Source organism: Flammeovirga aprica JL-4 (assembly GCF_012844305.1).
GTDB lineage: Bacteria > Bacteroidota > Bacteroidia > Cytophagales > Flammeovirgaceae > Flammeovirga > Flammeovirga aprica.
This window is the reverse complement of record NZ_JABANE010000013.1, coordinates 76,465-99,372: the sequence shown is the minus strand read 5'-3', so window position 1 is coordinate 99,372 and position 22,908 is coordinate 76,465. Positions and strand designations below refer to the sequence as shown.

The window sequence follows — 22,908 nt, the reverse complement described above, 5'->3', positions numbered from 1 at the left end:
TTGTATCGTTATTATAATTATTTATTATGGATGAGAGATTACTGCGTTTTTTTGTAGCGGTTTATGAAGAGAAAAACATTTCAAGAGCAGCTGAAAAATGCTTTGTGTCACAGCCCAATATCTCTAATGGTATAAAATCAATAGAAGAATTATTGGGAAAAGATTTATTTATCAGGCATAAAAAAGGGGTGACGATCAAAGAGGAAGGACATCAGTTGTACCCCATTGCGAAAAGGATTTTAGGGGAATTGAATGAGATTCCGGATTTATTTAAAAATAAAGATTTCAAGCAGAAAGTCATACTTGGAGTAGCAGATAGTTTGCCTCAGTCTTTGAAAAAGAAATTCTACCTTTCGATTAATCAAGAGGTAAATAATATAGAATGGGATATAAGAACGATAGGCAGGGATTGTGAACTGAATCTATTGGTGAGAGAGTGGAAATTTGAGGAACACCTGTTTTTACCTTTATGGAAAGAAGATTATGTTTTGTGCATTCCAAATGATCATCCTTTATGTGAAAAAGATGAAATCGAAATTACAGATTTAGAAGGGGAACCTTTTATTCACTGTCCACCTTGCGAAGCACATCAGCAAAGTTTATCTATTTTGAATGATTTAGGTGGAAAATGGAAAACAATAGCCAATTGTGCCACAAAGAATGATGTTCTTACTTTATTAATTGCAGGACTAGGCATTACTTTCTTGCCTGAATCATTTGTAAGGGAATGGGATGGTTTTCAAATTAAAAAATATAAAGGACCAATTTCATATAGAGAAGTGGGATTATCTTACCCCAAAGACAGTTTAAGAAATCCTGCTGTTGCTGACATCATTAAATTATTCTCTTCAAATGAACTTTTGATGGATTGATCTAAATAAACAGACAATAATGAACGAACTTTTAAAGCAAAATATTAGTAACCACGTCACATTTTCTGAAGAAGAATTACAGGAATTTGGCAAGTATTTTCAACTGAAAACTTTTAAGAAAAAAGAATATCTTTTGAAGCAAGGTGATGTTTGTCGGTTTGAAGGGTTTGTTGTAAGCGGGTGCTTCAGAATCTTTACATTTGATCAAAAAGGAAATGACAACACACTTTATTTTGCTGCTAGAGATTGGTGGCTGATGGACAATGATAGTTTTATGCATCAAAACCCATCAAGCTTGAATATGCAAGCTTTGGAAGACAGTGAAGTTTTGATGATCAATAGAATGGATAAATTAATGCTGTATGAAAAGTTGCCTATCGTGGAGAAACTTTTCAGAATAATGTCTCAAAAAGCATTGGTGGCCTGGCAACGAAGATTAATTAGAAATCACTGTGAAACAGCAAAAGAGCGTTATCAGAATTTTATAACCACTTACCCTTCTATTGCTTCTAAAATAAAAGACAAACAGATGGCAAGTTACCTGGGAATAACCCACGAATTTTTAAGTAAGATCAAAAAGCGGTAATTTTCTTGAAGAGTTGAACTAGTTCAATTTTTTTCTGAAAACTGTTTATGAATTTTACAGCAGAATTAATAATAATGTTTTTTTAAAATGAACAAGCTACTCTTTTTTATAACTATCACTCTTTTCAGCTCAAACTTCATTTATGCTCAAAATGCATATGATATTACAGACGAAGAAGCACTTCGAATTCTTTTAACTGCGAAACAAAAAGCAGAGGAATCCAACGTTTTGGTCAACATAGCAGTAACAGATGCTGGAGCCAATTTGAAAGCATTTATCCGAATGGATGAGTCTTATTTGGGTAGTATTGATGTAGCCATCAAAAAAGCCAAAACCGCAAGGTATTTTAATATTGATACCGGAGAACTGGGAGAAATGACACAGCCTGGCGGTATCATTTATAATATAGAACATTCTAATAATGGCTTGATTACTTTTCCGGGAGGAATTCCAATCAGAAATAAAGAGAATGTAATTATTGGAGCTATTGGAGTAAGTGGGGGAACAATTGAACAGGATAGAGCGATAGCCACTGCAGGTGCAAGTTCAATACTGCAATAACAAACTTTAAAAACTATACAGATGAAATTTTTTATCAACTTCTTTTTCATTGCTTTACTATTTCAGACACTTCATGCTCAAGAAGACAGTTTGATGCTAGAAAGGCAGGACTTCAAAAAAATTACCGCAAAAAATACAGTCACTGTGACTTCTTATAAAAAGGGAGGAAAGGACTTTGTGTATGTGGGTGGTTTTGGAAATATTGATGTCTTTGAATTAAATAAAAATGGACAATTAACGGCAGTCAGCAACCATGAATTGTACAAACAAAAGGGCCCTGCAAGGGGAATGGTGGCTGATAATATTGGAGGGACAGATTTTCTTTTTGTCGCCAACAAATACGGAGATGCCGTAGAAACTTTTAAGATTTTAGATAACGGGTCTATCGAAAGAGTGGCCATCACTGAAGATACAGAGGAAACGTTTATTGGGGTTGCCATCACATTGCAGGTGGTTCATATGAAGAAGTCTTCTTATCTGTTTGTGGGTGGCTTGGAAGAAACGCCAGGTTTGAGCTGTTTCAAAATTCAGAATGATGGAAAACTCACGCATGTTCAGTCTATGAAAGATGATGATAAGATTCATACAGATGGAATCATAGGCATGTTTACGCATCAAATTAGTGGAAAAACGTATTTGTATACGGGAGGTTTTCAAGATAATGGTATCAGCAGTTTTAGGGTGTATGAAAACGGAACGTTTAAGAATATCAATAATATCAGTGATAATGAAACAGACCGCTATTTAACAGGTACTTATCCTGTAACAGGCGTAGAGTTGGGTGGAAATCATTATGTGATTGCCGGACATCGACATCATAAATATTATAAGCGAAAAGGTTTTATAAAGAATACTGATTTTGTGTATCACGGTGATGGGGTAACGGTATTCAAAATTGATAAAAAAGGAGCTTTGGTTCCTCATTATGTATTAAAAGATACCGATGGAACAAAGCTACAAGGACAGACGAGGATAGAGGTGGTTTCAGTCCATAACGAAGAAGCAATTTTAGCCATAGGAACAAGGGATGATGAAAGTATTCAACTTTGTCAATTGGATAAAGAAGGCATTTTAAAACCCATCAACTATTTAGAAACAGGCTTTTCAATTTATTATGGCTTAAGAGCTCATGAAATTGAGAACGAGCAATTATTGATAGCAGGCTCTTTCCGATTTGATTTGGGAAAGGTTGTAACCTATAAAGTCAAGCCAAACGTCAAGAGAGAAAACAAAAAGCTGAAGCACATTGTAAGTATCAAATTCAAAGAAGAAGCGACTCAAGAGCAGATTGATGTTGTGTTGAAGACATTTGAAGATCTAAAAACACACATCCCTGAAATTGCTCACCTTGAATGGGGATTGAACGATAGTACGGAAGGAATGAGTAAAGGCTTTACGCACTGTTTTACATTGATTTTTAATGATGAGTCGGCAAGAGAAATTTACCTTTTCCATAAAGCACATTTGGATCTGGTGAAAATCGTAGGGCCTATCATAGGAGATATATTTGTTATTGATTATTGGATAGATAGACAAGAAAATGAGTTGGAAAAATAAGAAAGCAATTATCACTGGCGGTGGAAGAGGATTAGGAAAAGCGACCGCAATTGCATTTGCCAAAGAAGGAATAGATGTGGCGATCACAGGCCGTAATGAAGCGGTATTAAAAGAAACTGTAAAGGAGTTAGAAGCATTGGGTGTGAAAGCATATTACGCTGTTTTTGATGTTTCGATTTATGAGGAGGTGAAAACCAATATCAAAAAACTCATCGAAGCATTGGGTACGGTAGATATCTTGGTAAATAATGCAGGAATTGCAGGTATTGGAGCTTTTAATGAGATGGAAGTAGCAGAGTGGTCACAGATCATTCAGACCAATGTGATGGGTTTATACTATGTCACTAAAGAGGTGCTTCCTTATTTAATAGAAAAAAATGAAGGCGATATTTTCAACGTTTCCTCAACAGCGGGCTTAAACGGCAATGCCAATATTTCAGCCTATTCAGCATCTAAATTTGCGGTCATCGGTTTATCTGAATCTTTAATGAAAGAAGTAAGAAAAAATAATATTAGAGTGATTACACTTACTCCAAGTACCATTGAGACGGATATGACCAGAGAATTGGGCATTGCAAGTGAGGGTTCGGAAGAGCGAGTATTACAGCCGGAAGATTTTGCAGAATTGATTTCATCAGCGTTAAAACTACCAAGAAGGGCCTTACTGAAAAGTGCAGCACTATGGTCTACAAATCCCTAGCTAGAGGCCTTTTTCTGAATAGTTTGAAGGAGTGTTTCTTAGGTATTGCATTATATGATTCTTTACCCATAAATAATGCAGTGTTTTAAGAATGCTCCTTTTTTTTAGACATTAAAAATCCCCGAAAAATAACCCATAGAGGATATTTTCGGGGTGTTTGTTGTTCAGTTAAGCTGTTGCACTATTAAAATTGGGATAATTTGGATAATTATTTTTTTAGTCTAATCAAGGCAGAATAGAAGAGCATAGCTGAAGCTACGTGATGATATTCTAATGCAGAGTAGGCTGAAAAATAAAATCCAAAACTTCCGATTTTAATTGTGCAACAGCTTTTTATTATTTTAATAAACGAACTACAGGGTATATAACGGCTGCAGTACCGTTAGTAATAAACTTTCTGACTGTCTGACTTGCCTCATTTACATCATTCATTCTTGGCAATTCAACAGGTGACATTCTGATGATTTTATCAGAAACTTCTGTAAATACACCTGAAGTAGCATCCTTTGCGTTGTTAGCAGTAGAGGAAATTGTGTCTACAGGTTCCGTGACTAGATCTTTAGAAGTGCTGAATACCTTAGAAGAAGTATCTTTGATAAAACGATGTGATTCATCCACAATGCTATCAGCTTGCGTAGTGACACTTTCAATCGTCTCATTGGCTTTTTCATAAGCCATATCCTTAAAGGTTTTGCTATTGCTTACCAAAGAAGTAACGACCTCTTGCGTATTGACGAAAGTACTTTCCACAAACTCCTTTGTGGTGGATAACACTTTATTTGTAGTTTCCTCAATACTATCAATTGCGGCATCAGAAAGACTTTTTGCTTCTGTGATTAATCTTCCAGCGGCATCTTCGGTCTGATCCAATACTGCACTTGCTTTTTCATTGGCAGTTGTAGCAGACGTTTTTGAAAATGCAGAAGCTTCCTTGATCACTTCATGTGACTGTTGAGCTGTTTTATCCAAAATATCTTCTACTTTGGAATCCGCTTTATCAGTAGCTTCAACTACTTTTTCTTGTCCCGTATTTATTGTTTCCTTTGCCTTTTCCTCTACAGATTCCTTTGCATCTTCTACCATTTTAGTAGCAGTAGAAATACTTTCATTGACGGTTTCTGTAATTTTTTCAACAACACCCGAAGCAGTTTCTTGAACGGTTTCATTCACTTTCTCTTCCGTGTTTGGAGGTGTTACATTCTCAGTTGCCGAAGCAGTTGCTTTTTGTTCTGTAGCAGAAGTTTTACCAGCCGTGGTTTTGCGTCTAGCAGTACTACGGGTTGTGGGCTTTTTTCTTTGCTGTGCCATAGTATTTATGAGGTTATTATCTATAATTCAATTTTTTTTAAGAAAAAAAGGACCAATTCATGGGCTTTCTTTTCATATCTATAGTAAATATACGTATGAATGATTGTTTATTCACTATAATAAGTTGATTTTATGTTCTTAAATAATTGAAAAAGAGACTTTTGGTTGGCGAGAGGGGGTAAATATAAAAATACTCAGCCAAAATGCATTAAATCATTTCAGCTGAGTACTTAATTTTGAAGTTATCATAACAGATAAAACTTCATATTATTTATTCAGAAGGAACAATATTAGGATTCTCTTCTTCCTTGAAGTTATTCAAGCTCTTCGTCTTACCGAAAAGTTCTTTTGATTTTTGATTGTATGCTTCAGCAGCACTTTCTGCAGAAGGGAACAAACCAAGATCATATCTTTCTCCTTTAGAATAAAGCACTGCACGGTAGGTTTTCTTACTCACTTTTACCACACCTCTGTAACCTGTTTTGTTGTGGTGATGCTTTTGATTTCTTCTCAATTCGGCCATTGTAGCCCAACCAAGGTTCTTTTCTCTGCAATCTAAAGGGTTTCCATTGATAATTCTTACAAATAATCTTCTCTCAGATTCATGTTTTGGAACAAACTTCTCTGCCACTAACTTATGTAAGTAAATGGTAACATTCTTATAACCTCCATTAGGCTTAGGAAAGTTTTTTTGGAAGAAAACATAACCGCTCGCGTGAAGACGCAAGTTTTCTAAAAGGTTTAGTTGTTTGTAATACTCGTTGTTTTCAATGAACTCATAAGATGCACTAGATAGTAGCACATGCTCATCAGCATTTTTAAGCTTAATTTTGTAAAGCATTTTCTTAATTGGTTTTAGATAGTAATAAAATCGTAGATAGTATATTAAAGCAAGCTTTAAACTTACGTCAACACACCACCTATTTTGTCAAGTGTATTAATTTTAATCTAGAATGAAGTTTAGTGCTATGACAAGTTTCCGTTGTCATAATTACTTTAGCAAGTTGTAAATGTCTTAGTAACTTATGGTTTTGTTTTAGTAATTCTGGAATTAGCCCTCCATCAAAATGAGTTGAAAATATTATCGATGGAGGACTTTCTTCCAGTTAAATTGATAGACTAAATTTACTACCAACTTCTTCTAAGTCTTTTATAACAGGAGACAACAAAGGAATACCCTCTGTTAATCTTTCATGTTCAATTTCTCTTTCTGGATCACCTGGAATCAACACTCTTTCCTGACCTTCTACAGTTTCAGCATTTTTGAAACGTCTGATCCAGTTGTCCATATGTGATTTAAACTCTTCTTTCGGTCTAAATCCATCTACTCTCATTGCTCCGAAGAAGTGTCCTAATCCTTCTCCAACAGGATCTTCAGGCAATGGTAAGAAGCTTACAAAAGGAGGCGCCCAAGGCCCGTAACCAGCTCCAGATAATACAGAAGATAAAATATCAACCATACTTCCTAAGCAATATCCTTTGTGACTACTTCTGATTCTATCTCCACCTAATGGCAATAAAGCGCCGCCGTTTTTTAATTCACCAGCATTAGTAGATGATAATCCTTCTTTGTCTTGAATCCACCCTACAGGAGCGTCTTCTTGTTTTCTTTGAAGGATTTCTAATTTACCATTGGCAGCCGTAGTTGTAGCAAAATCTGCAACATAAGGCGGTTCCTCACCAGCAGGGATTGCCATGGCAATAGGGTTCGTTCCCAATAGTCTTTCTTTAGAGAAAGTAGGAGCAACCAATGGACTGGCGTTGGTCATTGATATACCAATCATGTCATGTTCCAAAGCCATCATTGCATGATAACCAGCAATACCATAGTGATTGGAGTTTTTGACAGAAACCCAACCTGTACCCACATTTTCAGCCTTGTCAATAGCAATTTGCATTGCTTGAGGCGCTACAACTAAACCTAATCCAGCGTCACCATCTACAGTGGCAGTACTTGGCGTTTCATGGATTATTTTAATATTGGGCGTAGGGTTAATTCTACCTGCTTCCCACAATCTTACATATCCAATCAAACGGGCAACACCATGAGAATCCACTCCCCTTAAATCAGCAGATAATAAAACATTTGCGGCTAAGTCTGCATCTTTTTCAGGGCAACCCATAGCTAAGAAAACGTTTTTACTGAATGTTAGAAGAGTCTTATAGGGAACTAAGTTTACTGCCGTTGTCATGTATAAGTATTTTTAATAAGTAGAACTTTCTGTTTAGTTTATGAATCACAAACGTAATGTAGAAATTTCAATACCTTGTAACTCGAAAACGATGATTTTCTACTTTTGGTATTATTTTAATTACGTACAAATTTACCAACTTTCAATAAACCTACAAACCACATAAAATGCTGATAGGTTGTAATTTTAACATGTTAAGTAAATTGATTTTGATGAAATGAAGGTGAGTATACTTGTTGCCGCTAGAAATGAGGAAGTTACGATAAAATCTTGCCTTGAGAGTTTAATTTCTCAAAATGTTAATAACAATGTATGTATTGATATTTTAATAGGGAACGATGCTTCAAAAGACAACACAGAGCAGATTGTTACCGGGTTTGTAGCAGAATTTGATAACATTAAACTGTTCAATATCCCTCAAGATAGAACTTTGAAAGGAAAAGTGAATGTACTCGATTTCTTGAGTGAACAGACTGATGCGGAATACTTTCTGTTTGCAGATGCTGATGTCGTTTATCCTTCATCATGGGTGAAAACTATGCTTAATTCCTTGTTATCAGCAGATATTGTGACAGGTGTGACAGTTGTTGAACAAGGGAACTTATGGTCGAATTATCAAAGAATGGACTGGATGTTTGCCTTGAAAATGATCCAAGTTTTATCAAAATTTGGAATTCCTGTGACAGCTATGGGAAATAACCTTGGTATCAGAAGATCAATGTTTGAAAAGGTTGGAGGAGTGAGAGATATACCCTTCTCAGTAGCAGAAGATTTTGCATTATTCAAAGAAGTAATCCGTGTCGGAGGTCGTTTTGAACAGCTTTTTTCAAAAGATGTATTAGCAGTAACTCAGCCTGTTAGCACATTGCCTCAGTGGTTACGTCAGCGATGGAGGTGGATGCAAGGGGCGAATAAGATTCAATTACCATTAAAAGTCCTTAACTATCTCAATATCATTTTTTATCCTTTATTAATACTTTTTGGGGTGTTTTTTAACGAATTATTGTGGTTGATTCCTGTCGTTTATGTTGTTAAGTCAGCAACAATAATCACAATTCAGCATCAGTTGGGCTTGAAAATACAATGGCGTGACAGTCTGATGTTTGATTTATTTCATGCATTTACCTATAATATTTTACTCATTTATAGTTTAAAAAAGCCTAAGGTACATTGGAAAGGAAGGGTTTATAAATCTGAATAGATACCAATTTATCTCTGTATTCTTTTAACTTTGCGGAAATTATTTCATTTCTATACTTAATATTAAGATGAAAAAGAATAAGTGCGTATTCTTGGATAGAGACGGTGTCTTGAATAAAGACTATGTGGATTATGCTTACACTTTAGAAAAGTTTGAGGTTCTTCCAGGAGTTGCAGAAGCTTTGCAGAAATTAAAAGATGCAGGTTTTAAGTTAGTGATTCTCACCAATCAATCAGGTATTGTAAAAGGAATCTATAAAAAGGAAGATGTATATATCTGTCACGATGCCTTACAGAAAGAATGTAACAATGCAATCGACGATATGTTCTACGCTCCTTTGCATGAAAACTGGTCTAATTCATTGAGCCGTAAGCCAGGTACTTTAATGTTTGAAAGAGCGATTTACAAGTACGATGCGGACATGGAAAACACTTGGATGATTGGAGACAAGGAAAGAGATTTAATTCCTGCTGAAAAAGTGGGTATCAAATATAGAATTCAGGTTGATAATCCTTTGGTTGAAAATTCAGTTGCAACACATTATGCAAAGAATTTATTAGAGGCTGTCGACAAGATCATTTTAGCTGATCAATAAAAAATAAGGGCGTTTTAAAAAGCGCCCTTATTTTTTTGCCTAACTCCATTTAGAGGCAAGGTAACTGCACAATTCTTCAATATATTTTTGATCAATAGCATCAAATGTACTCAATTGATCACTGTCAATATCCAAAACAGCTACTACTTCATCATTTACAATAACTGGTGCAACAATTTCAGACTTAGAAGCCGAACTACATGCAATGTGTCCTGGAAAAGCTTCTACATCTTCCACTACATAAGTCTTTGCGTCAGCCCAGGTAGTACCACAAACACCTTTACCTTTTTTAATTCTTGTACAAGCAATCGGTCCCTGAAAAGGCCCTAATACTAGTTCATCATTTTTGACCAGATAAAACCCAATCCATAGGTGATTAAATGTTTCCTTTAGCACAGCACAAGTATTGGATAAATTGGCTATTAGATCTGTTTCAATAGAAGTCAGCCCTTTTATTTGAGGAAGAATACTTTCGTATAGCTCCGTTTTATTACCATTTTCAGGTAAGAATAATTCTTCAGCCATGTTTAATATATTTATGAGGTTCGTATGTCTTATTTTCGAAAGAAGATAATGAAAGCCCAAAATTACGGTATTGGGCAGAGATAAAAAACTTTAGGTGAAATATGCCTGCTATCGTTCCGAACATTTATATTTTTCATAAATTTATAAGTACTAAGCCAAAATTATTTAACACTAATTCTTATTATTGTTTTGCGATTACTTCCTTCAAAAAACTTTAAATAGAACCACTATTTATACGTTTTTTAGCGTCGTACTCACAAAAAATAATTAATTATCAATTACTTTTGGCTTAGTACTTAGTTGAATTTTTTTCACAGAAAAACTATTAAATAACCTCAGAAAAAGAATGAAAATTACTCCTTTAAAGATAATTCAAATATTAGTCTACGTAGCCTTGATGCTGGGGTTGGTACTGATGATGTCTCCTGATGAAATCAATATTTTCGGAACAACAATCCGAATACCTTCTACAGAAGATGTATTGCCTGAAAGCATGATTGCTGAAAAAGAAAAAGAGGTTGTGGAAGTGGAAGAATACGAGGAAGATGATTCGATGACAGTGGATATGGAAAGTATTTCAGAGGAATCATCATGGACTCCTGTTGAAGAAAAACCATTACAAGTAAGAACACCTAAAGGTGCTGTAGCTATTGAATATCCCGAAACTAACCCTTATTGTTTAGATCATTTTTTCAAAGGCTTATCCTCTATTGCCGAACAAGGAAAATTAGTAAGAGTTTTACATTACGGCGATTCACAATTAGAAGGAGACAGGATGACCGAACAACTTAGACGCAATTTACAAGAGCAATTTGGCGGTTGTGGCGTAGGATTAGTGCCGATCATGGAACAGAAAAACAGAAGAACAACTCTTGCGCAGTCGTATTCTGATAATTGGGAACAGTTCTTATGTTTTGGTCCCAAAAAATATAGAGGAAAACATAACGATTATGGATTCTTTGGTAAATATTATTCATATGAAGGTACAGAAGCTAAAATCTCTTTTGAACCGGCTCCTTACTCTAAAAAATCACATAAGCAGTTTGAGCTTTTTAATGTTTACCTAAGAAATACAGTAGCAGATGTGAAAGTAGGCTACAGTATGAATGGTGTGGAAGGAAGCCCTATAGAGGTAGAGGCTGATTCTGAAAGTAAAAAAATAAAATTACCTGTTTCAGGGGCTTTAGGAGCTTTAGAAGTTTCCTTTACAGCAGATGTTTCTCCAGAAGTATACGGTGTAAGTTTTGATTGTAATACAGGTATTGCTGTTGATAATATACCAATGAGGGGCTCTTCAGGAACTGATTTCACAAAAATAAGCCGTAAACATTTGAAGAAGTTGCTTTCAACCGTAAACTCAGAACTTTTGATTTTACAGTTTGGGGTAAATGTAGTGCCGCAAGAAGCGGAGAGCTATAAATTTTATGAGCGTTTACTAGTAAAACAATTGAAGTATTTCAAAGAAGTGGCACCTGAAATGAGCATTCTGATTGTAGGTGTTTCAGATATGGCAAAAAAAGAAGGTTCAAAAATGGAATCATATTCTAATATAGATGCGATTCGCGCCGCTGAAAGAAGAGCTGCAAAACAAGCAGGAGTGGCTTATTGGGACCTTTATTTAGCAATGGGAGGCAAGAACTCTATCGTAAGATGGGCAGACAAGAAGCCAGCATGGGCAGGGAAAGATTATACTCACTTTACAAGAAAAGGAGCAAATTATATAGGGGATATGCTTTATAATGAGTTAGTGAGAGAATACCAACGCTATAAAAACAGAGACCATTCGGATGAAGCCACAAAGTAACAAGAGAGCTTGGAAAAAATATGTTTCCAATAGTGTAAAAGCCTTTTTCACAATTATATTTTTATGTGGTCACTCTGCGCCTACTTCAATTTCTTCTACGAAGAAGCCTTTTGAAGTATACGACTTTATAAGAATGGACCTTAATAAAATACAGGTGTTTGGAGATTCATCATTATTGGAAACTTTTTTTGATAAGCTTTCAGACTTAGAAGCAGGTGATCAAAAACAAGTAGAAGTATTGCACATAGGCGACTCCCACATTCAAGCCGATTTTTTCTCAGGCTGGGTAAGAGAAAAGTTTTATGAAGATGCTCGCTTCCCTATGAAAAGTAGAGGTTTCTTTTTTCCATATAAAGCCGCTAAAACCAATAATCCCTACAATTTTTCTGTGTCAAAAATAGGAACTTGGGAAGGAAAAAGAGCTTCCATAAGTTATCATAAAAGCAATTGGGGTTTGGCTGCTATCTCCGCAAGGACAACGGAGTCATTTGCCGCTCTGACTATTAATGTTGGCATCGATTCATTACATCCTTATAAAGGAAACATCATTGAAGTTTATTATCCTACGGATGATCCGACACAGTTTACCCCTATAGTAATGCCTTTAGAACCTGCTAAATTGATCAGTAAAGAAGTGAAAAATGGAAAAGTCATTTTTACTTTTGATAAACCAATTTCTAAGTTCAGGTTTTCTTTTGAAAAGGAAAATGCCTCACAAAACCAATTTATATTAAGAGGGTTTGGTGTATATGACCAATTAGAAAGTGGATTGTCCTACAGTTCTTCTGGAGTGAATGGCGCTAAAGTGACCTCTTATTTAAGATGCAAAGCAATTCAAGAAGATATTCAATCCATTCATCCTGATTTACTAATCATTTCACTAGGCACTAACGATGCTTTTCATTCACCATTCAACAAAAATATCTTTATACAGAAATACACCCAATTGATCCAGGATATCAGAAAAGTAATCCCTGATTTACCCATTATACTAACTACACCTGGAGATAATTTTAGAAAATCGAAATACTTGAACAAGGACAATGCGATTGCCACCAAAGCAATGTATCAGATTGCTCAACAAAATAATGTAGCGATTTGGGACTTCTATCATGTTATGGGAGGGTTATCATCGATTGAGCAATGGAGTGCTCTTTCTATGACTTCAAAAGATAGAGTTCATTTGAGTAGAATCGGTTATCAATACCAAGGAGAGCTCTTCTATAGAGCATTAATGAAATATTATAATACATATTAAATATTGCGTATATATAATTTCGTTAAACAATAAATGAATAATCATTCATTATGTAAAATTAGAATAGTTCAATTCTTTTATTTTTTATATTAAAACCTCTATTATTTCAATGGTGATCACTTTTACCATGTGATAACAAAGTGCTTTTAATGAGTGTTGAGTGTTATGAATGAATATTCATTTAGGTTTAAATGTAATAATTACAAATATTACATTGCATTTTTTCTATAATAAATGTAAATATATCTACAAATAAACCATTAAGTGTTAAATATACGTGGGATTTTTTATGAATTGTTTGCACTTTGCGGACAGTAAACCTATAATTGTTTAGAAAAATTTGTTATGCATACATAACATTTATTCATCTGATTGTATTTTTTGAGACACTACTTAGTCTGAAAATTATCAATTTTATCAAAATCTATTTTACTTAATGAAACTTAGAAATTTACTGTTATCATTAGCAGCAGTATGCATCGCTCAAGCATCTTTTGCTAATGGCTTCCAGGTGCTTCTTCAAGGAACAAAGCAAACTGGCCGTGGTAATGTAGGCGTGGGTTACGGCCCAGACGCTTCCAGCTTATTTTTTAACCCAGGAGCTCTTTCGTTTTTAGAAAGCAGTGCAATACAGGTTGGTTTTAGTCCAGTTTTTTCAAATATTTCTTACAGAGGTATTGAGAGCGCTGAGAAAAACTCATCAACCTCACCAATGGGAACACCATTCCATGCATATGGTGTATATAGACCATCTGCAGAATCACCTTGGGCATTCGGTTTAGGTGTTTATACCCCATTTGGCTCAACAGTAACTTATGACCCCGATTGGGTAGGTAAATTTGCATTACAAGAAATTGCTCTACAATCTATTTTTATTCAGCCAACGGCATCTTACAGAATAGGTGATAAAGTATCAGTAGGCGCAGGGGTTAGTATTGTAACAGGTTCAGTTCAATTCAAGAAAGTATTATCGGCTCCAGCTGGTGATATTACTTTTGAAATGGATAGCCAAGCAGAAACTAAAGTAGGTTTCAATGTAGGTGTATTTGCAGAGTTATCTGAAAAATTCTCACTAGGTGCTAGCTACAGAGCAGGTGTTGACATGGAGGTGAAAAACGGAGAGGCTACTTTTGACATGCCATCAAATGCTGTTAGAGAGATATTATTCCCAGAAGCTAAATGGGGTGGTAATTATACTGATAATGGATACAAGACTGATTTCAATGCGAAATTACCTCTTCCGTCAAATATCGGGATTGGTGTAGGTTACAATGCAACAGAGAAATTATCATTTGCACTAGATTTCAACTATGTGACTTGGAGTGTTTATGAGGAGTTGAAAATAGAATTCCCTCAAGGTGATTACTTGAATGATGATGGTCAAGCAGAAATTAAATATGCTAGAAAATGGCAAGATTCATACATCATTAATTTCGGTGTGGAGCATAGAACTACAGAAGCGTTAACGATTAGAGCAGGTGCTTACTATGACACTACTCCAGTTCAAGACGGTTATTTAACACCTGAATCTCCAGATGCAAATGCTTTAGGTTTAACAATAGGAGCAAGCTACATGATTGGGGATCACTTTGGTGTAGACGCAGCGTTCCTTTATGTAAATAAAGAGCAAAGACAAAACGAGGTACCGGACGGTGTAGATACAGGAGCAATGGACGGTATTTACAAAGCAACTGCTTATATCCCAACTGTTTCATTGAACTATACTTTTTAACCTAAGACCTAATACCAAAAAGAAAACATGATATTCAATAGATATAAATCAATTCTCTTAGCTTTAGTTTTCTCAAGTTTCTTTGCTTGTAAAACTGAAGTAGATGATTTCCAGCCTTCCAATGGGCAAGCAAAAGATGGTAAAGCTTTAGATTTTACAACATATGTAGCATTAGGAAATTCATTAACGGCAGGATATACTGACAATGCATGGGTTGGTACTGCACAAGCGAACTCTTACCCTCAGTTGATTGCAAACAGTTTACAATCTGTTGGAATGGGTGCACAAGGTTTTACTCAGCCATTGGTTTCTAATAGCGGAGCTTCTTATTTTGGAGCCCAAATGGAATTAGTTAATGGAGATGGAATTAACATAAACATTAAAGTTCCTGTAGGTGTTGAAGGAAAAAGAGCGGCATCAGATATCAAAGCTGGACAGTTTCATAATATGGCAGTACCTGGAATCAGAGCTGTTGATATGGCAACTCCTGGCTATGGTATAGCAAACGAATTGTTTGGATATTTTTCTTCAGAACAGACTGCTACAGTTCTTGCTGATGCAGTTGCAGCTAACCCAACATTCTTCTCGATGTGGTTAGGAGCGAATGATGTTCTAGGTTATGCTACTTCAGGTGGATCATACGGAAATGGAGCTATTTCTTCACAATCTGATTATGAGGCTTCAATTGAGCAGATTTTAGATGGTATGACAAGCAATGGTGCGAAAGGTGTTGTATTAAATATTCCAAATATTATGGATACGCCTTTATTCAATTTTGTACCGTCTACTTTAGAAGGAATTTTAGCTTTGCAAGGTTTACCTTTAAATGAGCAAACACTAGGGTTGGTAAACTCTTATCTGGCGGCAGCTTTTGATCCATTGATTAAATCACAAGTTGAACCAACTGTTACTGCTTTGGTAACTCCGTCAATTCCTGCGGATAATCCTCAGGTAAATGTTGTTGCGGCAGCTGCACAAACTGCACCGACTATTGGTAAAGATCCTAACAATCCTGTAGAGTTATCATATACTGTTATCTTTTTACAATTAACAGCAGCAGGTCAATCTCCAGCAGACGCAATGGCTTATTTAGCAACAGCGGAAGGTCAAGCTCAAATTCTAGAACTTGCAGGAATTGGATGTAATATCGGATGGGCTACTTCTACTGTTGAAGCAGCAGTTACAGAATCTGTAGCAACAGTTTCAACTGGCTTTAAAGCATTAGGTTACTATCCTGTATTTACACAAGAGAATAATCAGATGCCAATTTATGATGAAAACTCACCGACAATGATGGTTCAAACTAAACCAGGAGCTAAGTTTACTTTAAATGCTCAAGGTAAAGTAGGAGCACTTCTTAGTTTGATCATTGATGGAGGAGAATTAGATCTTGAAAATATTAAAGATGTATTACCAGTACCCGCAGAAGGTGAAGCATTGACAGCTGTAGATGCGGAGGAAGTAGTAGAAGCTATCACAGGTTATAATACTTACTTAGAAGCTGAAGCATCGGATAGAGACTTAGCATTCTTAGATACAAAATCTTTGATGGATAAAGTAAATTCAGAAGGAATCACCGTAGGTTATACAACATTCACAGGTGATTATGTTACAGGTTTCCTTTTCAGTTTGGATGGGGCACATTTAACTCAAAAAGGATATGCAGTAATTGGTAAATTTACAATTGATGCAATCAATTTACATTATGGTGCTAGAATCCCAACGATTGAAACGGATTCTTACCCAGCAGTTGAAACACAACAACCAACACCTTCAAACTAGTATTAAGACAAAATAAGCACTTAATTATAGGTGAGCCACCTTTCTTTTCTTAAGAGAGGTGGCTTTTTTTGTCTAGTATTTTTGTAAGTTTACTCTTTGAAAGTTGTGCGAATCACTGAAATAAGTACTAAGCCAAAAATAATTGATCATTAACTCTTAATTATTTTTTGTGAGTACAATGCAAAAAAACGAATGAATAGTAGTTCTATTGATCGTTTTTTTAAGGTAGTAATCGCAAAACAATAATTGGAATTAGTATTAAATAATTTTGACTTAAGTACTAAATCAAAAATAAATCATAGTTAATTCTAATTTATTTTTTGTGAATACAACGCTAAAAAACGTATTAATAGTGGTTCTATTAAAAGTTTTTTTAAGGTAGTAATCGCAAAACAATAATTGGAATTAGTATTAAATAATTTTGAATTTGTACTTAGTACTTTAGTTCCAAAACCTATTATTTTTGTGGCAAGAAAGGCATTCTCATTTTTTCACAAACCAACAGCAAAATACTTTAATAGATAAATGGCAAAATATAAGATAGTCGAAAAGTTATTAAACTTAAGAAGGGTTCACCTCTCTGATAGGAATTTTATTCTTATTGTGAGTAGTATGGTGGGTATTGCTTCAGGTTTAGCAGCTGTTCTATTAAAGCTGTCAGTGCATCATATTCATGAGCACCTTACACATTATAACTTCGCAGACAATTGGGGGTTATTATTGTTTCCAATTATCGGATTGATCATCACAACTTTAATAGCAAAGTCACTTTACAAGGAAAGTAGTGTAGGGCATGCTATTACTGATATTCTTCATGATATTTTCAAAAACAATAGTAACATCGGGAAAAGTAAAATGTATTCCAGATTTGTTACTTCCATGTTTACTGTAGGTTTTGGTGGTTCAGTCGGACTAGAGTCCCCTATCGTATTGACAGGAGGTGCTATTGGTTCTAATATGGCTCAATCATTTCTTTTAGATTATAAAACTAAAACCTTGATGATTGGTTGTGGTACGGCAGGGGTAATCTCAGCCATTTTCAACGCGCCAGTAACAGGTTTGATTTTCAGTATTGAAGTAATTTTGACAGGAGTCTCTGTAGCTAACTTTGTTCCCCTATTAATATCATCAGTGAGTGCTGCTATTGTTTCTTCATTGATTGTGGGAGAAGAGGTTTTATTCTCATTTAAAATTACAGACGACTTCCAAGCTCAGAATATTCCATTCTTTATATTATTAGGTGTTTTAGCCGGATTAATGTCCATTTATTTCAATCAGACATTACACCAAATGGAACACTTAATGGAGGAGAAATTCCCAAATCGATACAGAAGAGCATTATTTGGTGGTATTCTTCTATCTGTAACTATCTTTATTTTCCCTCCTATTTATGGTGAAGGTTATGAATCAATCAAAGCCTTATTGAATGGAAATGAACACCATCTTTTAGAAAGAGCAGAACTCTTTGAGAGCATTATACCTAACACTAAGGCGTGGTTATTTTTAGCATATATCATCATGATTTTATTCGCTAAAGTAATTGCAGCTTCATTAACACTATCGTCAGGTGGTAGTGGTGGTACTTTCGGTCCTGCCTTAGTAATTGGCGGTCTGACAGGCTTTGCTTTTGCCAGGTTAGTCAACCTTTTAGGGTTTGCCAATCTTCACGAATCTCACTTTATATTAGTAGGAATGAGTGGCGTTTTATGCGGAGTAGTTTATGCACCATTGACGGCCATATTCTTGATTGCAGAAATTACCGGTGGTTATACACTATTTGTGCCTCTGATGTTGGTATCCGCAATTGCCTATACCACAGTGAGTGTTGTAAATCCTGATGCACCACATGTAAGTACCTTAAAAGCGAGAGGTGATTACTTGAAAGGAGATAGAGATATGCAGGTCTTAGACCGTTTGAATATTAATAAACTGATTGAGACTAACTTTGTAACTGTGCAAGTTAGAGGTTATTTAAGTGATTTGGTAAAAGCCATTAGTGTCAGTCAAAGGTCTGTATTTCCAGTAGTAGACAAAGAAGGTAAACTAAGAGGGATCATTACTCTGGATCAAGTAAGAGAAATCATGTTTGACCTAGAGCAACAGGAAAAGGTGAAAATTGCGAATGTCATGATGCAGCCTCCAAGTATTGTTTATTATGGAGAAAGGATGCAAAGTGTAATGCAGAAATTTGAAAAGGAGGATGCTTGGAACTTGCCTGTAATAGATCAGGATAAGAAATATGTAGGGATGGTTTCCAAGTCTAGAATTTTTAGTGTCTACAGAAAGCAACTTCAAAGATTGAATAAGGAATGGGTTGGTAATTAATGCAGTTGATTAGCCAATTTTAGTATTCTTAAAGAAAAATAGTGATGAGCGAGTTTGAAATATATCTAACAAAGAAACGAATAGATCATAAAGTTTTTAAGGCATCTGAACCAGAAAGATTTCAGGAATGGGAATCTTTGTTTATGATGGTACACCCTAAAAGTTTTACACAGCAAAAACTATTTTTAATCAATCAGATCCGACGAAGATATTGGTTGGCGGAAGCAGTGAAGGTAGAAACACCTAAGCCTAAACCAAAAACTTCTCCTGTGAAGAAGGTGGTGAAAACTGAGGTGACTTTAGAGGAAACAGCTGATAAACCTAAGCCTAAATTCAGACCTAAGGTAAAACCTAAAGTAACTGCATCAGAAGCAGATTCAGATGCTAAAGAAGTGAAGAAGCCAGCGAGACCTGTAGTAAAAAGAAAATCTTCAACAGAAACAGATGGAGATGCTCCGAAAAAGGTTGCCCGCCCTATGATGAAAAAGAAAACGGAATCATCAGAAGGAGAAACTACGTCAAAACCATCACGTCCAGTTTTTAAACGTAAAACCTCAGAGGACAGCACTGAAGAGTCTAAACCAAAAGCAACTCGTCCAGTGATGAAGAAAAAGACGGAATCTCCAGAAGGAGAGGCTCCATCAAAACCATCACGTCCAGTTTTTAAACGTAAAACCTCAGAGGACAGCACTGAAGAGTCTAAGCCAAAAGCAACTCGCCCAGTGATGAAGAAAAAGAGTGAATCATCAGAAGAGGAATCTTCGTCAAAGCCTGCTCGCCCAGTTTTTAAACGTAAAACTTCAGAGGAAAGTACTGAAGAGTCTAAGCCAAAAGCAACTCGTCCGGTGATGAAAAAGAAGGTTGATACTTCAAATGAAGAGACAGCATCTAAGCCGAAAGCTGTACGTCCTGTAATAAAGAAAAAAGCGGAAGCACTTGACGAAAACACAGAGGAATCAAAACCAAAAGTAGCTCGCCCGGTGATGAAGAAGAAAAAGGTAGAACCTTCAACTGAGGCATCTTCTGAACCAAAACCTGTAAGACCTGTTATGAAAAAGAAGTCTGAACTGGAAAGCGATATAGAAGCACCAAAGAAGAGAGTTCGACCAGTGTTTAAACCAAAGAAAAAAGACGACTCAGAGTAAAGGTTTTAAAGCTTCAATTACATTTTTTGCTACAATTTCAGCACCTTCCTTATTAGGATGAATACCATCTTCTTGATTTAAAGAAGGTTCACCAGCGACATTTTCAAGTAGAAATTTTAGAAGAAAGGTCTTTTTATTACTCGAAACAGTGGGGTATATCTTCTGAAAAGCATCAAAATAATCCTGTCCCATATTAGGAGGAGGTACTATACCCGTTAAAAGGATTTTGCATTCAGGATTTACTGCTCTGACTTTATCTATAATACTTTCCAAGTTCTGTTGACTGCTTTCGGGAGAAATCCCTCTCAAAGCATCATTTCCACCTAGTGCTAAAACAAAAATATCAGGTTTGTTTTGATTTAAAATCCAGTCGACTCTATCATTACCTCCAGCAGTTGTTTCACCACTCAAACCGGCATTAATACAGTTATAATTGATTTTTTGAAGATCAAATTCCCTTTGAATCACGGAAGGGAAAGCGGCTTCTTTTTCCAATCCATATCCAGCAGTAAGGCTATTTCCAAAAAAAATAATATTCTTCTTACTCTTATTTGAAGTTGTTGCTTGTTTGACTTCAGTTTTTACGGTATTAGTATTTCCCTTTTTTTGATCTGTAGAATTACAACCTATAATGAATAAGCAGAGTAAATAATAGGAGATTAAAAATGTACTGATTTTCATAATTTCTTGCAGATGTATTTTCAATAATAATTATGTGCAATATGTGAAATAATAAACGATTAAATTAGCAATAGCTATAGAGTACATGAAATACAACATGCTCTTCCCTTTAAACCTAATTTTATTTCCAATACAATGCAAAAAGATTTTAAAATCCATAAAGTATTGTCGTATTGGGCACTTCGAATTGTACCTGCTGTCATCTTGCTTCAATCTTTACTCTACAAATTTGGAGATGACGCTGAGTCGGTATATATTTTTACAGCAACAGGCCTAGGCGATGATGTACGACTGTTGATTGCTGTTTTTGAATTTATAGCAGCATTTTTTTTAGTTTACCCTCCTTTATCAAAAGAAGGAGCAAGAATTTCACTTGTGATTACCTCTTTTCTGTTGATCGTTCATTTATTTGTAGTAGGTGTAGATTTACCTGTTGAAGGAGGCTACACAAAAGGCCTGCAATTATTTGGTATGACACTGGTTGCCTTTCTGACATCACTATTAGTATTGGAGCAAGAAATAGAAGAAAAAAGGACTTACAGGTATTTTACTTGAAATAAGTAGGCTCCAAATAAAATAATTTCACGAATCTTTATAATTTTAAGCTGTTTTATTATTTTTAATAAGCAGACTGAAAAAACTATGCTTAAGTTGTTTTCGTCTGTTTAAATAAGACAGCTAATTTTTTTGCTTAATTTTTAATCCATGAAAAGTACTGTATTTCAATCTGCAGTTGAGCTATCAAAACAACTATGTAGTTTATTGACCCAATTATCAGAAGAGCAATATGTAGCTCAATTAGATCTATTTAACGGTTCATCCATCGGTCAACATTCACGACATATTATTGAATTCTATCAATGCCTGCAAGCAAGTTTTGAGCAGGAGTGTTCAGTTTGTTATGAAGATAGAAAGAGAAGTCTAGCAATAGAATGTGACCTTAAAGCGGCAGTTTCAACTGTTGAAGAAACCATGAAGTGGTTGAAATCAATTCACGAGCCGTTTTATAGCATGAATTTGGTAGTAAGAGACTATCAAAATGATGTAATGAATGAATGGAGTACACCTACTACTTTAGCAAGGGAAGTGCATCACTGTAATGAACACGCAGTTCATCATTTAGCGATCATAAAAATAGGTCTTCAGCATTATTTTTCCGACGTTGTAATAGCCGAACAGGTTGGAGTAGCAAAATCTACCACAGCTTATCAAAAAGAACAGTCATAGGAATAGAATATTAATTTATGTGTACACTCAGCTTCGTTCCAATATCAGCTACTAACTATATTTTCACCTCAAATAGAGATGAAAGAAAAAGTAGATCTTCAGCTTTTGCTCCAACTCTTCATAAGGAAAAAGGAGTGAAATTTTTGGCTCCAATTGATGGTGAAGCACTAGGAACTTGGCTAGGCGCTACAGAGCAAGGAAGAGTAGTGTGTCTTTTGAATGGTGAATTTAAAGTTCATATCCCTACCCCTCCTTACAAACACAGCAGAGGAAAAGTTGTGATTGATGCACTGACGGCTCCTAATGTCTTAAAGTACCTTGAAGACTATGACTTTGATAATATAGAACCCTTTACACTGATTGTTGTTGAAAATAAAAACAGCATTGAATTAAATCAGTTTGTATGGGATGGATCAAAAAAACATTTTTCAGAATTAGACAGCAGTATTCCTCATATTTGGTCATCCTCTACTTTATATAATCCTCAGCAAAAAGAAAAAAGAGCTTTACGCTTTATGGATTGGCTTGAGGCGGAAAAGCGATCACCAAGAGATATTTTAAGTGTTCATGAAGGCATAAATGCTGAAGGGAAATTAGGTTTGTCTATGTTAAGACCTCAATACTGCACAGTGAGTTCTACACAATTAGAAGTGGACGCTGTGTCAGTAAAGATGATCTATCACGACAGACTTACACAGGAAAAAGATCAACTCAGGTTGCCATTTACTATTATAAATTATGAATCTCAAACCGGACTTTAGGCATAGGGTTTTAAAGTGGGAGTTTTGGCCCTTTTATATATTTTATATTCCAGTCTACTTTTTTTACTTATTTCTCTCCATACTTTCAAAGTCATT

At 35.5% G+C, this 22,908-nt stretch carries 21 protein-coding genes; 16 read left to right on the top strand and 5 right to left on the bottom strand.

Annotated features, from left to right (window positions below):
• The first annotated feature begins 26 nt into the window (after positions 1 to 26).
• The 5 genes from HHU12_RS06965 to HHU12_RS06945 all read left to right on the top strand — a co-directional run bounded on the left by HHU12_RS06965 (position 27) and on the right by HHU12_RS06945 (position 4,276).
• On the top strand, positions 27 to 872 hold the full coding sequence (locus tag HHU12_RS06965; RefSeq protein ID WP_169656030.1) for a LysR family transcriptional regulator: 846 nt from the start codon (positions 27 to 29) through the stop codon (positions 870 to 872).
• Positions 873 to 891: 19 nt separating this feature from the next.
• Positions 892 to 1,458 carry a Crp/Fnr family transcriptional regulator gene (locus HHU12_RS06960; RefSeq protein WP_205959805.1) on the top strand — a complete coding sequence of 189 codons (567 nt, stop codon included), beginning with the start codon at positions 892 to 894 and terminating at the stop codon, positions 1,456 to 1,458.
• An 87-nt stretch (positions 1,459 to 1,545) separates the two neighbouring features.
• Positions 1,546 to 2,019, top strand: coding sequence for a GlcG/HbpS family heme-binding protein (locus HHU12_RS06955; protein ID WP_169656029.1), 474 nt, complete (start codon positions 1,546 to 1,548; stop codon positions 2,017 to 2,019).
• Positions 2,020 to 2,040: 21 nt separating this feature from the next.
• The gene (locus HHU12_RS06950; protein ID WP_205959804.1) at positions 2,041 to 3,576 is read left to right on the top strand and encodes a Dabb family protein; all 1,536 of its coding nucleotides are present in this window, start codon (positions 2,041 to 2,043) and stop codon (positions 3,574 to 3,576) included.
• Complete coding sequence (locus tag HHU12_RS06945) at positions 3,560 to 4,276, top strand: 3-ketoacyl-ACP reductase (protein WP_169656028.1); 717 nt, start codon at positions 3,560 to 3,562, stop codon at positions 4,274 to 4,276. Before HHU12_RS06950 ends, HHU12_RS06945 begins: the two co-directional genes overlap by 17 nt.
• A 336-nt stretch (positions 4,277 to 4,612) precedes the next feature.
• On the opposite strand, the gene HHU12_RS06940 is transcribed toward HHU12_RS06945, so the two are convergent.
• From HHU12_RS06940 to HHU12_RS06930, 3 genes are all read right to left on the bottom strand, one after another.
• The gene (locus HHU12_RS06940; protein WP_169656027.1) at positions 4,613 to 5,584 is read right to left on the bottom strand and encodes a hypothetical protein; all 972 of its coding nucleotides are present in this window, start codon (positions 5,582 to 5,584) and stop codon (positions 4,613 to 4,615) included.
• Between the two features lie 271 nt (positions 5,585 to 5,855).
• Positions 5,856 to 6,425: an AP2/ERF family transcription factor gene (locus HHU12_RS06935; RefSeq protein WP_169656026.1), complete on the bottom strand. Its 570-nt coding sequence runs from the start codon at positions 6,423 to 6,425 to the stop codon at positions 5,856 to 5,858.
• Positions 6,426 to 6,690: 265 nt separating this feature from the next.
• Positions 6,691 to 7,776, bottom strand: a complete 1,086-nt coding sequence (locus HHU12_RS06930; protein WP_169656025.1) for an Ldh family oxidoreductase — start codon at positions 7,774 to 7,776, stop codon at positions 6,691 to 6,693.
• Between the two features lie 217 nt (positions 7,777 to 7,993).
• Between HHU12_RS06930 and HHU12_RS06925 the strand changes: the two genes are divergently transcribed.
• Together HHU12_RS06925 and HHU12_RS06920 are read left to right on the top strand one after the other, a co-directional pair.
• Complete coding sequence (locus tag HHU12_RS06925; protein ID WP_205959803.1) at positions 7,994 to 8,977, top strand: glycosyltransferase; 984 nt, start codon at positions 7,994 to 7,996, stop codon at positions 8,975 to 8,977.
• 67 nt (positions 8,978 to 9,044) lie between these two features.
• Positions 9,045 to 9,572, top strand: a complete 528-nt coding sequence (locus HHU12_RS06920; RefSeq protein ID WP_169656023.1) for a D-glycero-alpha-D-manno-heptose-1,7-bisphosphate 7-phosphatase — start codon at positions 9,045 to 9,047, stop codon at positions 9,570 to 9,572.
• A gap of 39 nt (positions 9,573 to 9,611) precedes the next feature.
• Here HHU12_RS06920 and HHU12_RS06915 read toward each other — a convergent pair whose 3' ends face one another.
• Complete coding sequence (locus HHU12_RS06915) at positions 9,612 to 10,097, bottom strand: GAF domain-containing protein (RefSeq protein ID WP_169656022.1); 486 nt, start codon at positions 10,095 to 10,097, stop codon at positions 9,612 to 9,614.
• Between the two features lie 346 nt (positions 10,098 to 10,443).
• Between HHU12_RS06915 and HHU12_RS06910 the strand changes: the two genes are divergently transcribed.
• From HHU12_RS06910 to HHU12_RS06885, 6 genes are all read left to right on the top strand, one after another.
• Positions 10,444 to 11,901 (top strand): SGNH/GDSL hydrolase family protein, encoded by a 1,458-nt coding sequence (locus HHU12_RS06910; protein ID WP_169656021.1) that lies wholly within the window; start codon positions 10,444 to 10,446, stop codon positions 11,899 to 11,901.
• A complete protein-coding gene (locus HHU12_RS06905; protein ID WP_169656020.1) occupies positions 11,885 to 13,159 on the top strand; it encodes a GDSL-type esterase/lipase family protein in 1,275 nt (424 codons plus the stop codon). The genes HHU12_RS06910 and HHU12_RS06905 overlap by 17 nt, the downstream gene beginning before the upstream one ends.
• Before the next feature lie 436 nt (positions 13,160 to 13,595).
• The gene (locus tag HHU12_RS06900; protein WP_169656019.1) at positions 13,596 to 14,891 is read left to right on the top strand and encodes an OmpP1/FadL family transporter; all 1,296 of its coding nucleotides are present in this window, start codon (positions 13,596 to 13,598) and stop codon (positions 14,889 to 14,891) included.
• Between the two features lie 27 nt (positions 14,892 to 14,918).
• A complete protein-coding gene (locus HHU12_RS06895) occupies positions 14,919 to 16,673 on the top strand; it encodes an SGNH/GDSL hydrolase family protein (protein ID WP_169656018.1) in 1,755 nt (584 codons plus the stop codon).
• Between the two features lie 525 nt (positions 16,674 to 17,198).
• Complete coding sequence (locus tag HHU12_RS06890) at positions 17,199 to 18,998, top strand: chloride channel protein (protein ID WP_169656017.1); 1,800 nt, start codon at positions 17,199 to 17,201, stop codon at positions 18,996 to 18,998.
• 44 nt (positions 18,999 to 19,042) lie between these two features.
• Positions 19,043 to 20,143, top strand: a complete 1,101-nt coding sequence (locus HHU12_RS06885; protein ID WP_169655956.1) for a hypothetical protein — start codon at positions 19,043 to 19,045, stop codon at positions 20,141 to 20,143.
• Here the strand turns inward: HHU12_RS06885 and HHU12_RS06880 are convergent.
• Positions 20,135 to 20,824 (bottom strand): arylesterase, encoded by a 690-nt coding sequence (locus tag HHU12_RS06880; protein ID WP_205959802.1) that lies wholly within the window; start codon positions 20,822 to 20,824, stop codon positions 20,135 to 20,137. The two genes, HHU12_RS06885 and HHU12_RS06880, sit on opposite strands and share 9 nt — an antisense overlap.
• Positions 20,825 to 20,959: 135 nt before the next feature.
• Between HHU12_RS06880 and HHU12_RS06875 the strand changes: the two genes are divergently transcribed.
• The 3 genes from HHU12_RS06875 (at position 20,960) to HHU12_RS06865 (ending at position 22,812) form a co-directional block, all read left to right on the top strand.
• Positions 20,960 to 21,379 carry a DoxX family protein gene (locus HHU12_RS06875; RefSeq protein WP_169656016.1) on the top strand — a complete coding sequence of 140 codons (420 nt, stop codon included), beginning with the start codon at positions 20,960 to 20,962 and terminating at the stop codon, positions 21,377 to 21,379.
• Positions 21,380 to 21,529: 150 nt separating this feature from the next.
• A complete protein-coding gene (locus HHU12_RS06870; RefSeq protein WP_169656015.1) occupies positions 21,530 to 22,051 on the top strand; it encodes a DinB family protein in 522 nt (173 codons plus the stop codon).
• Positions 22,052 to 22,068: 17 nt separating this feature from the next.
• Positions 22,069 to 22,812, top strand: a complete 744-nt coding sequence (locus HHU12_RS06865) for an NRDE family protein (protein ID WP_169656014.1) — start codon at positions 22,069 to 22,071, stop codon at positions 22,810 to 22,812.
• Positions 22,813 to 22,908: the final 96 nt, after the last annotated feature.

Bases quoted from the DNA above. Each gene is read 5' to 3' on its own strand.
- HHU12_RS06965 (WP_169656030.1), top strand. From the start codon at position 27: ATGGATGAGAGATTACTGCGTTTTTTTGTAGCGGTTTATGAAGAGAAA.
- HHU12_RS06960 (WP_205959805.1), top strand. From the start codon at position 892: ATGAACGAACTTTTAAAGCAAAATATTAGTAACCACGTCACATTTTCT.
- HHU12_RS06955 (WP_169656029.1), top strand. From the start codon at position 1,546: ATGAACAAGCTACTCTTTTTTATAACTATCACTCTTTTCAGCTCAAAC.
- HHU12_RS06950 (WP_205959804.1), top strand. From the start codon at position 2,041: ATGAAATTTTTTATCAACTTCTTTTTCATTGCTTTACTATTTCAGACA.
- HHU12_RS06945 (WP_169656028.1), top strand. From the start codon at position 3,560: ATGAGTTGGAAAAATAAGAAAGCAATTATCACTGGCGGTGGAAGAGGA.
- HHU12_RS06940 (WP_169656027.1), bottom strand. From the start codon at position 5,584: ATGGCACAGCAAAGAAAAAAGCCCACAACCCGTAGTACTGCTAGACGC.
- HHU12_RS06935 (WP_169656026.1), bottom strand. From the start codon at position 6,425: ATGCTTTACAAAATTAAGCTTAAAAATGCTGATGAGCATGTGCTACTA.
- HHU12_RS06930 (WP_169656025.1), bottom strand. From the start codon at position 7,776: ATGACAACGGCAGTAAACTTAGTTCCCTATAAGACTCTTCTAACATTC.
- HHU12_RS06925 (WP_205959803.1), top strand. From the start codon at position 7,994: ATGAAGGTGAGTATACTTGTTGCCGCTAGAAATGAGGAAGTTACGATA.
- HHU12_RS06920 (WP_169656023.1), top strand. From the start codon at position 9,045: ATGAAAAAGAATAAGTGCGTATTCTTGGATAGAGACGGTGTCTTGAAT.
- HHU12_RS06915 (WP_169656022.1), bottom strand. From the start codon at position 10,097: ATGGCTGAAGAATTATTCTTACCTGAAAATGGTAATAAAACGGAGCTA.
- HHU12_RS06910 (WP_169656021.1), top strand. From the start codon at position 10,444: ATGAAAATTACTCCTTTAAAGATAATTCAAATATTAGTCTACGTAGCC.
- HHU12_RS06905 (WP_169656020.1), top strand. From the start codon at position 11,885: ATGAAGCCACAAAGTAACAAGAGAGCTTGGAAAAAATATGTTTCCAAT.
- HHU12_RS06900 (WP_169656019.1), top strand. From the start codon at position 13,596: ATGAAACTTAGAAATTTACTGTTATCATTAGCAGCAGTATGCATCGCT.
- HHU12_RS06895 (WP_169656018.1), top strand. From the start codon at position 14,919: ATGATATTCAATAGATATAAATCAATTCTCTTAGCTTTAGTTTTCTCA.
- HHU12_RS06890 (WP_169656017.1), top strand. From the start codon at position 17,199: ATGGCAAAATATAAGATAGTCGAAAAGTTATTAAACTTAAGAAGGGTT.
- HHU12_RS06885 (WP_169655956.1), top strand. From the start codon at position 19,043: ATGAGCGAGTTTGAAATATATCTAACAAAGAAACGAATAGATCATAAA.
- HHU12_RS06880 (WP_205959802.1), bottom strand. From the start codon at position 20,824: ATGAAAATCAGTACATTTTTAATCTCCTATTATTTACTCTGCTTATTC.
- HHU12_RS06875 (WP_169656016.1), top strand. From the start codon at position 20,960: ATGCAAAAAGATTTTAAAATCCATAAAGTATTGTCGTATTGGGCACTT.
- HHU12_RS06870 (WP_169656015.1), top strand. From the start codon at position 21,530: ATGAAAAGTACTGTATTTCAATCTGCAGTTGAGCTATCAAAACAACTA.
- HHU12_RS06865 (WP_169656014.1), top strand. From the start codon at position 22,069: ATGTGTACACTCAGCTTCGTTCCAATATCAGCTACTAACTATATTTTC.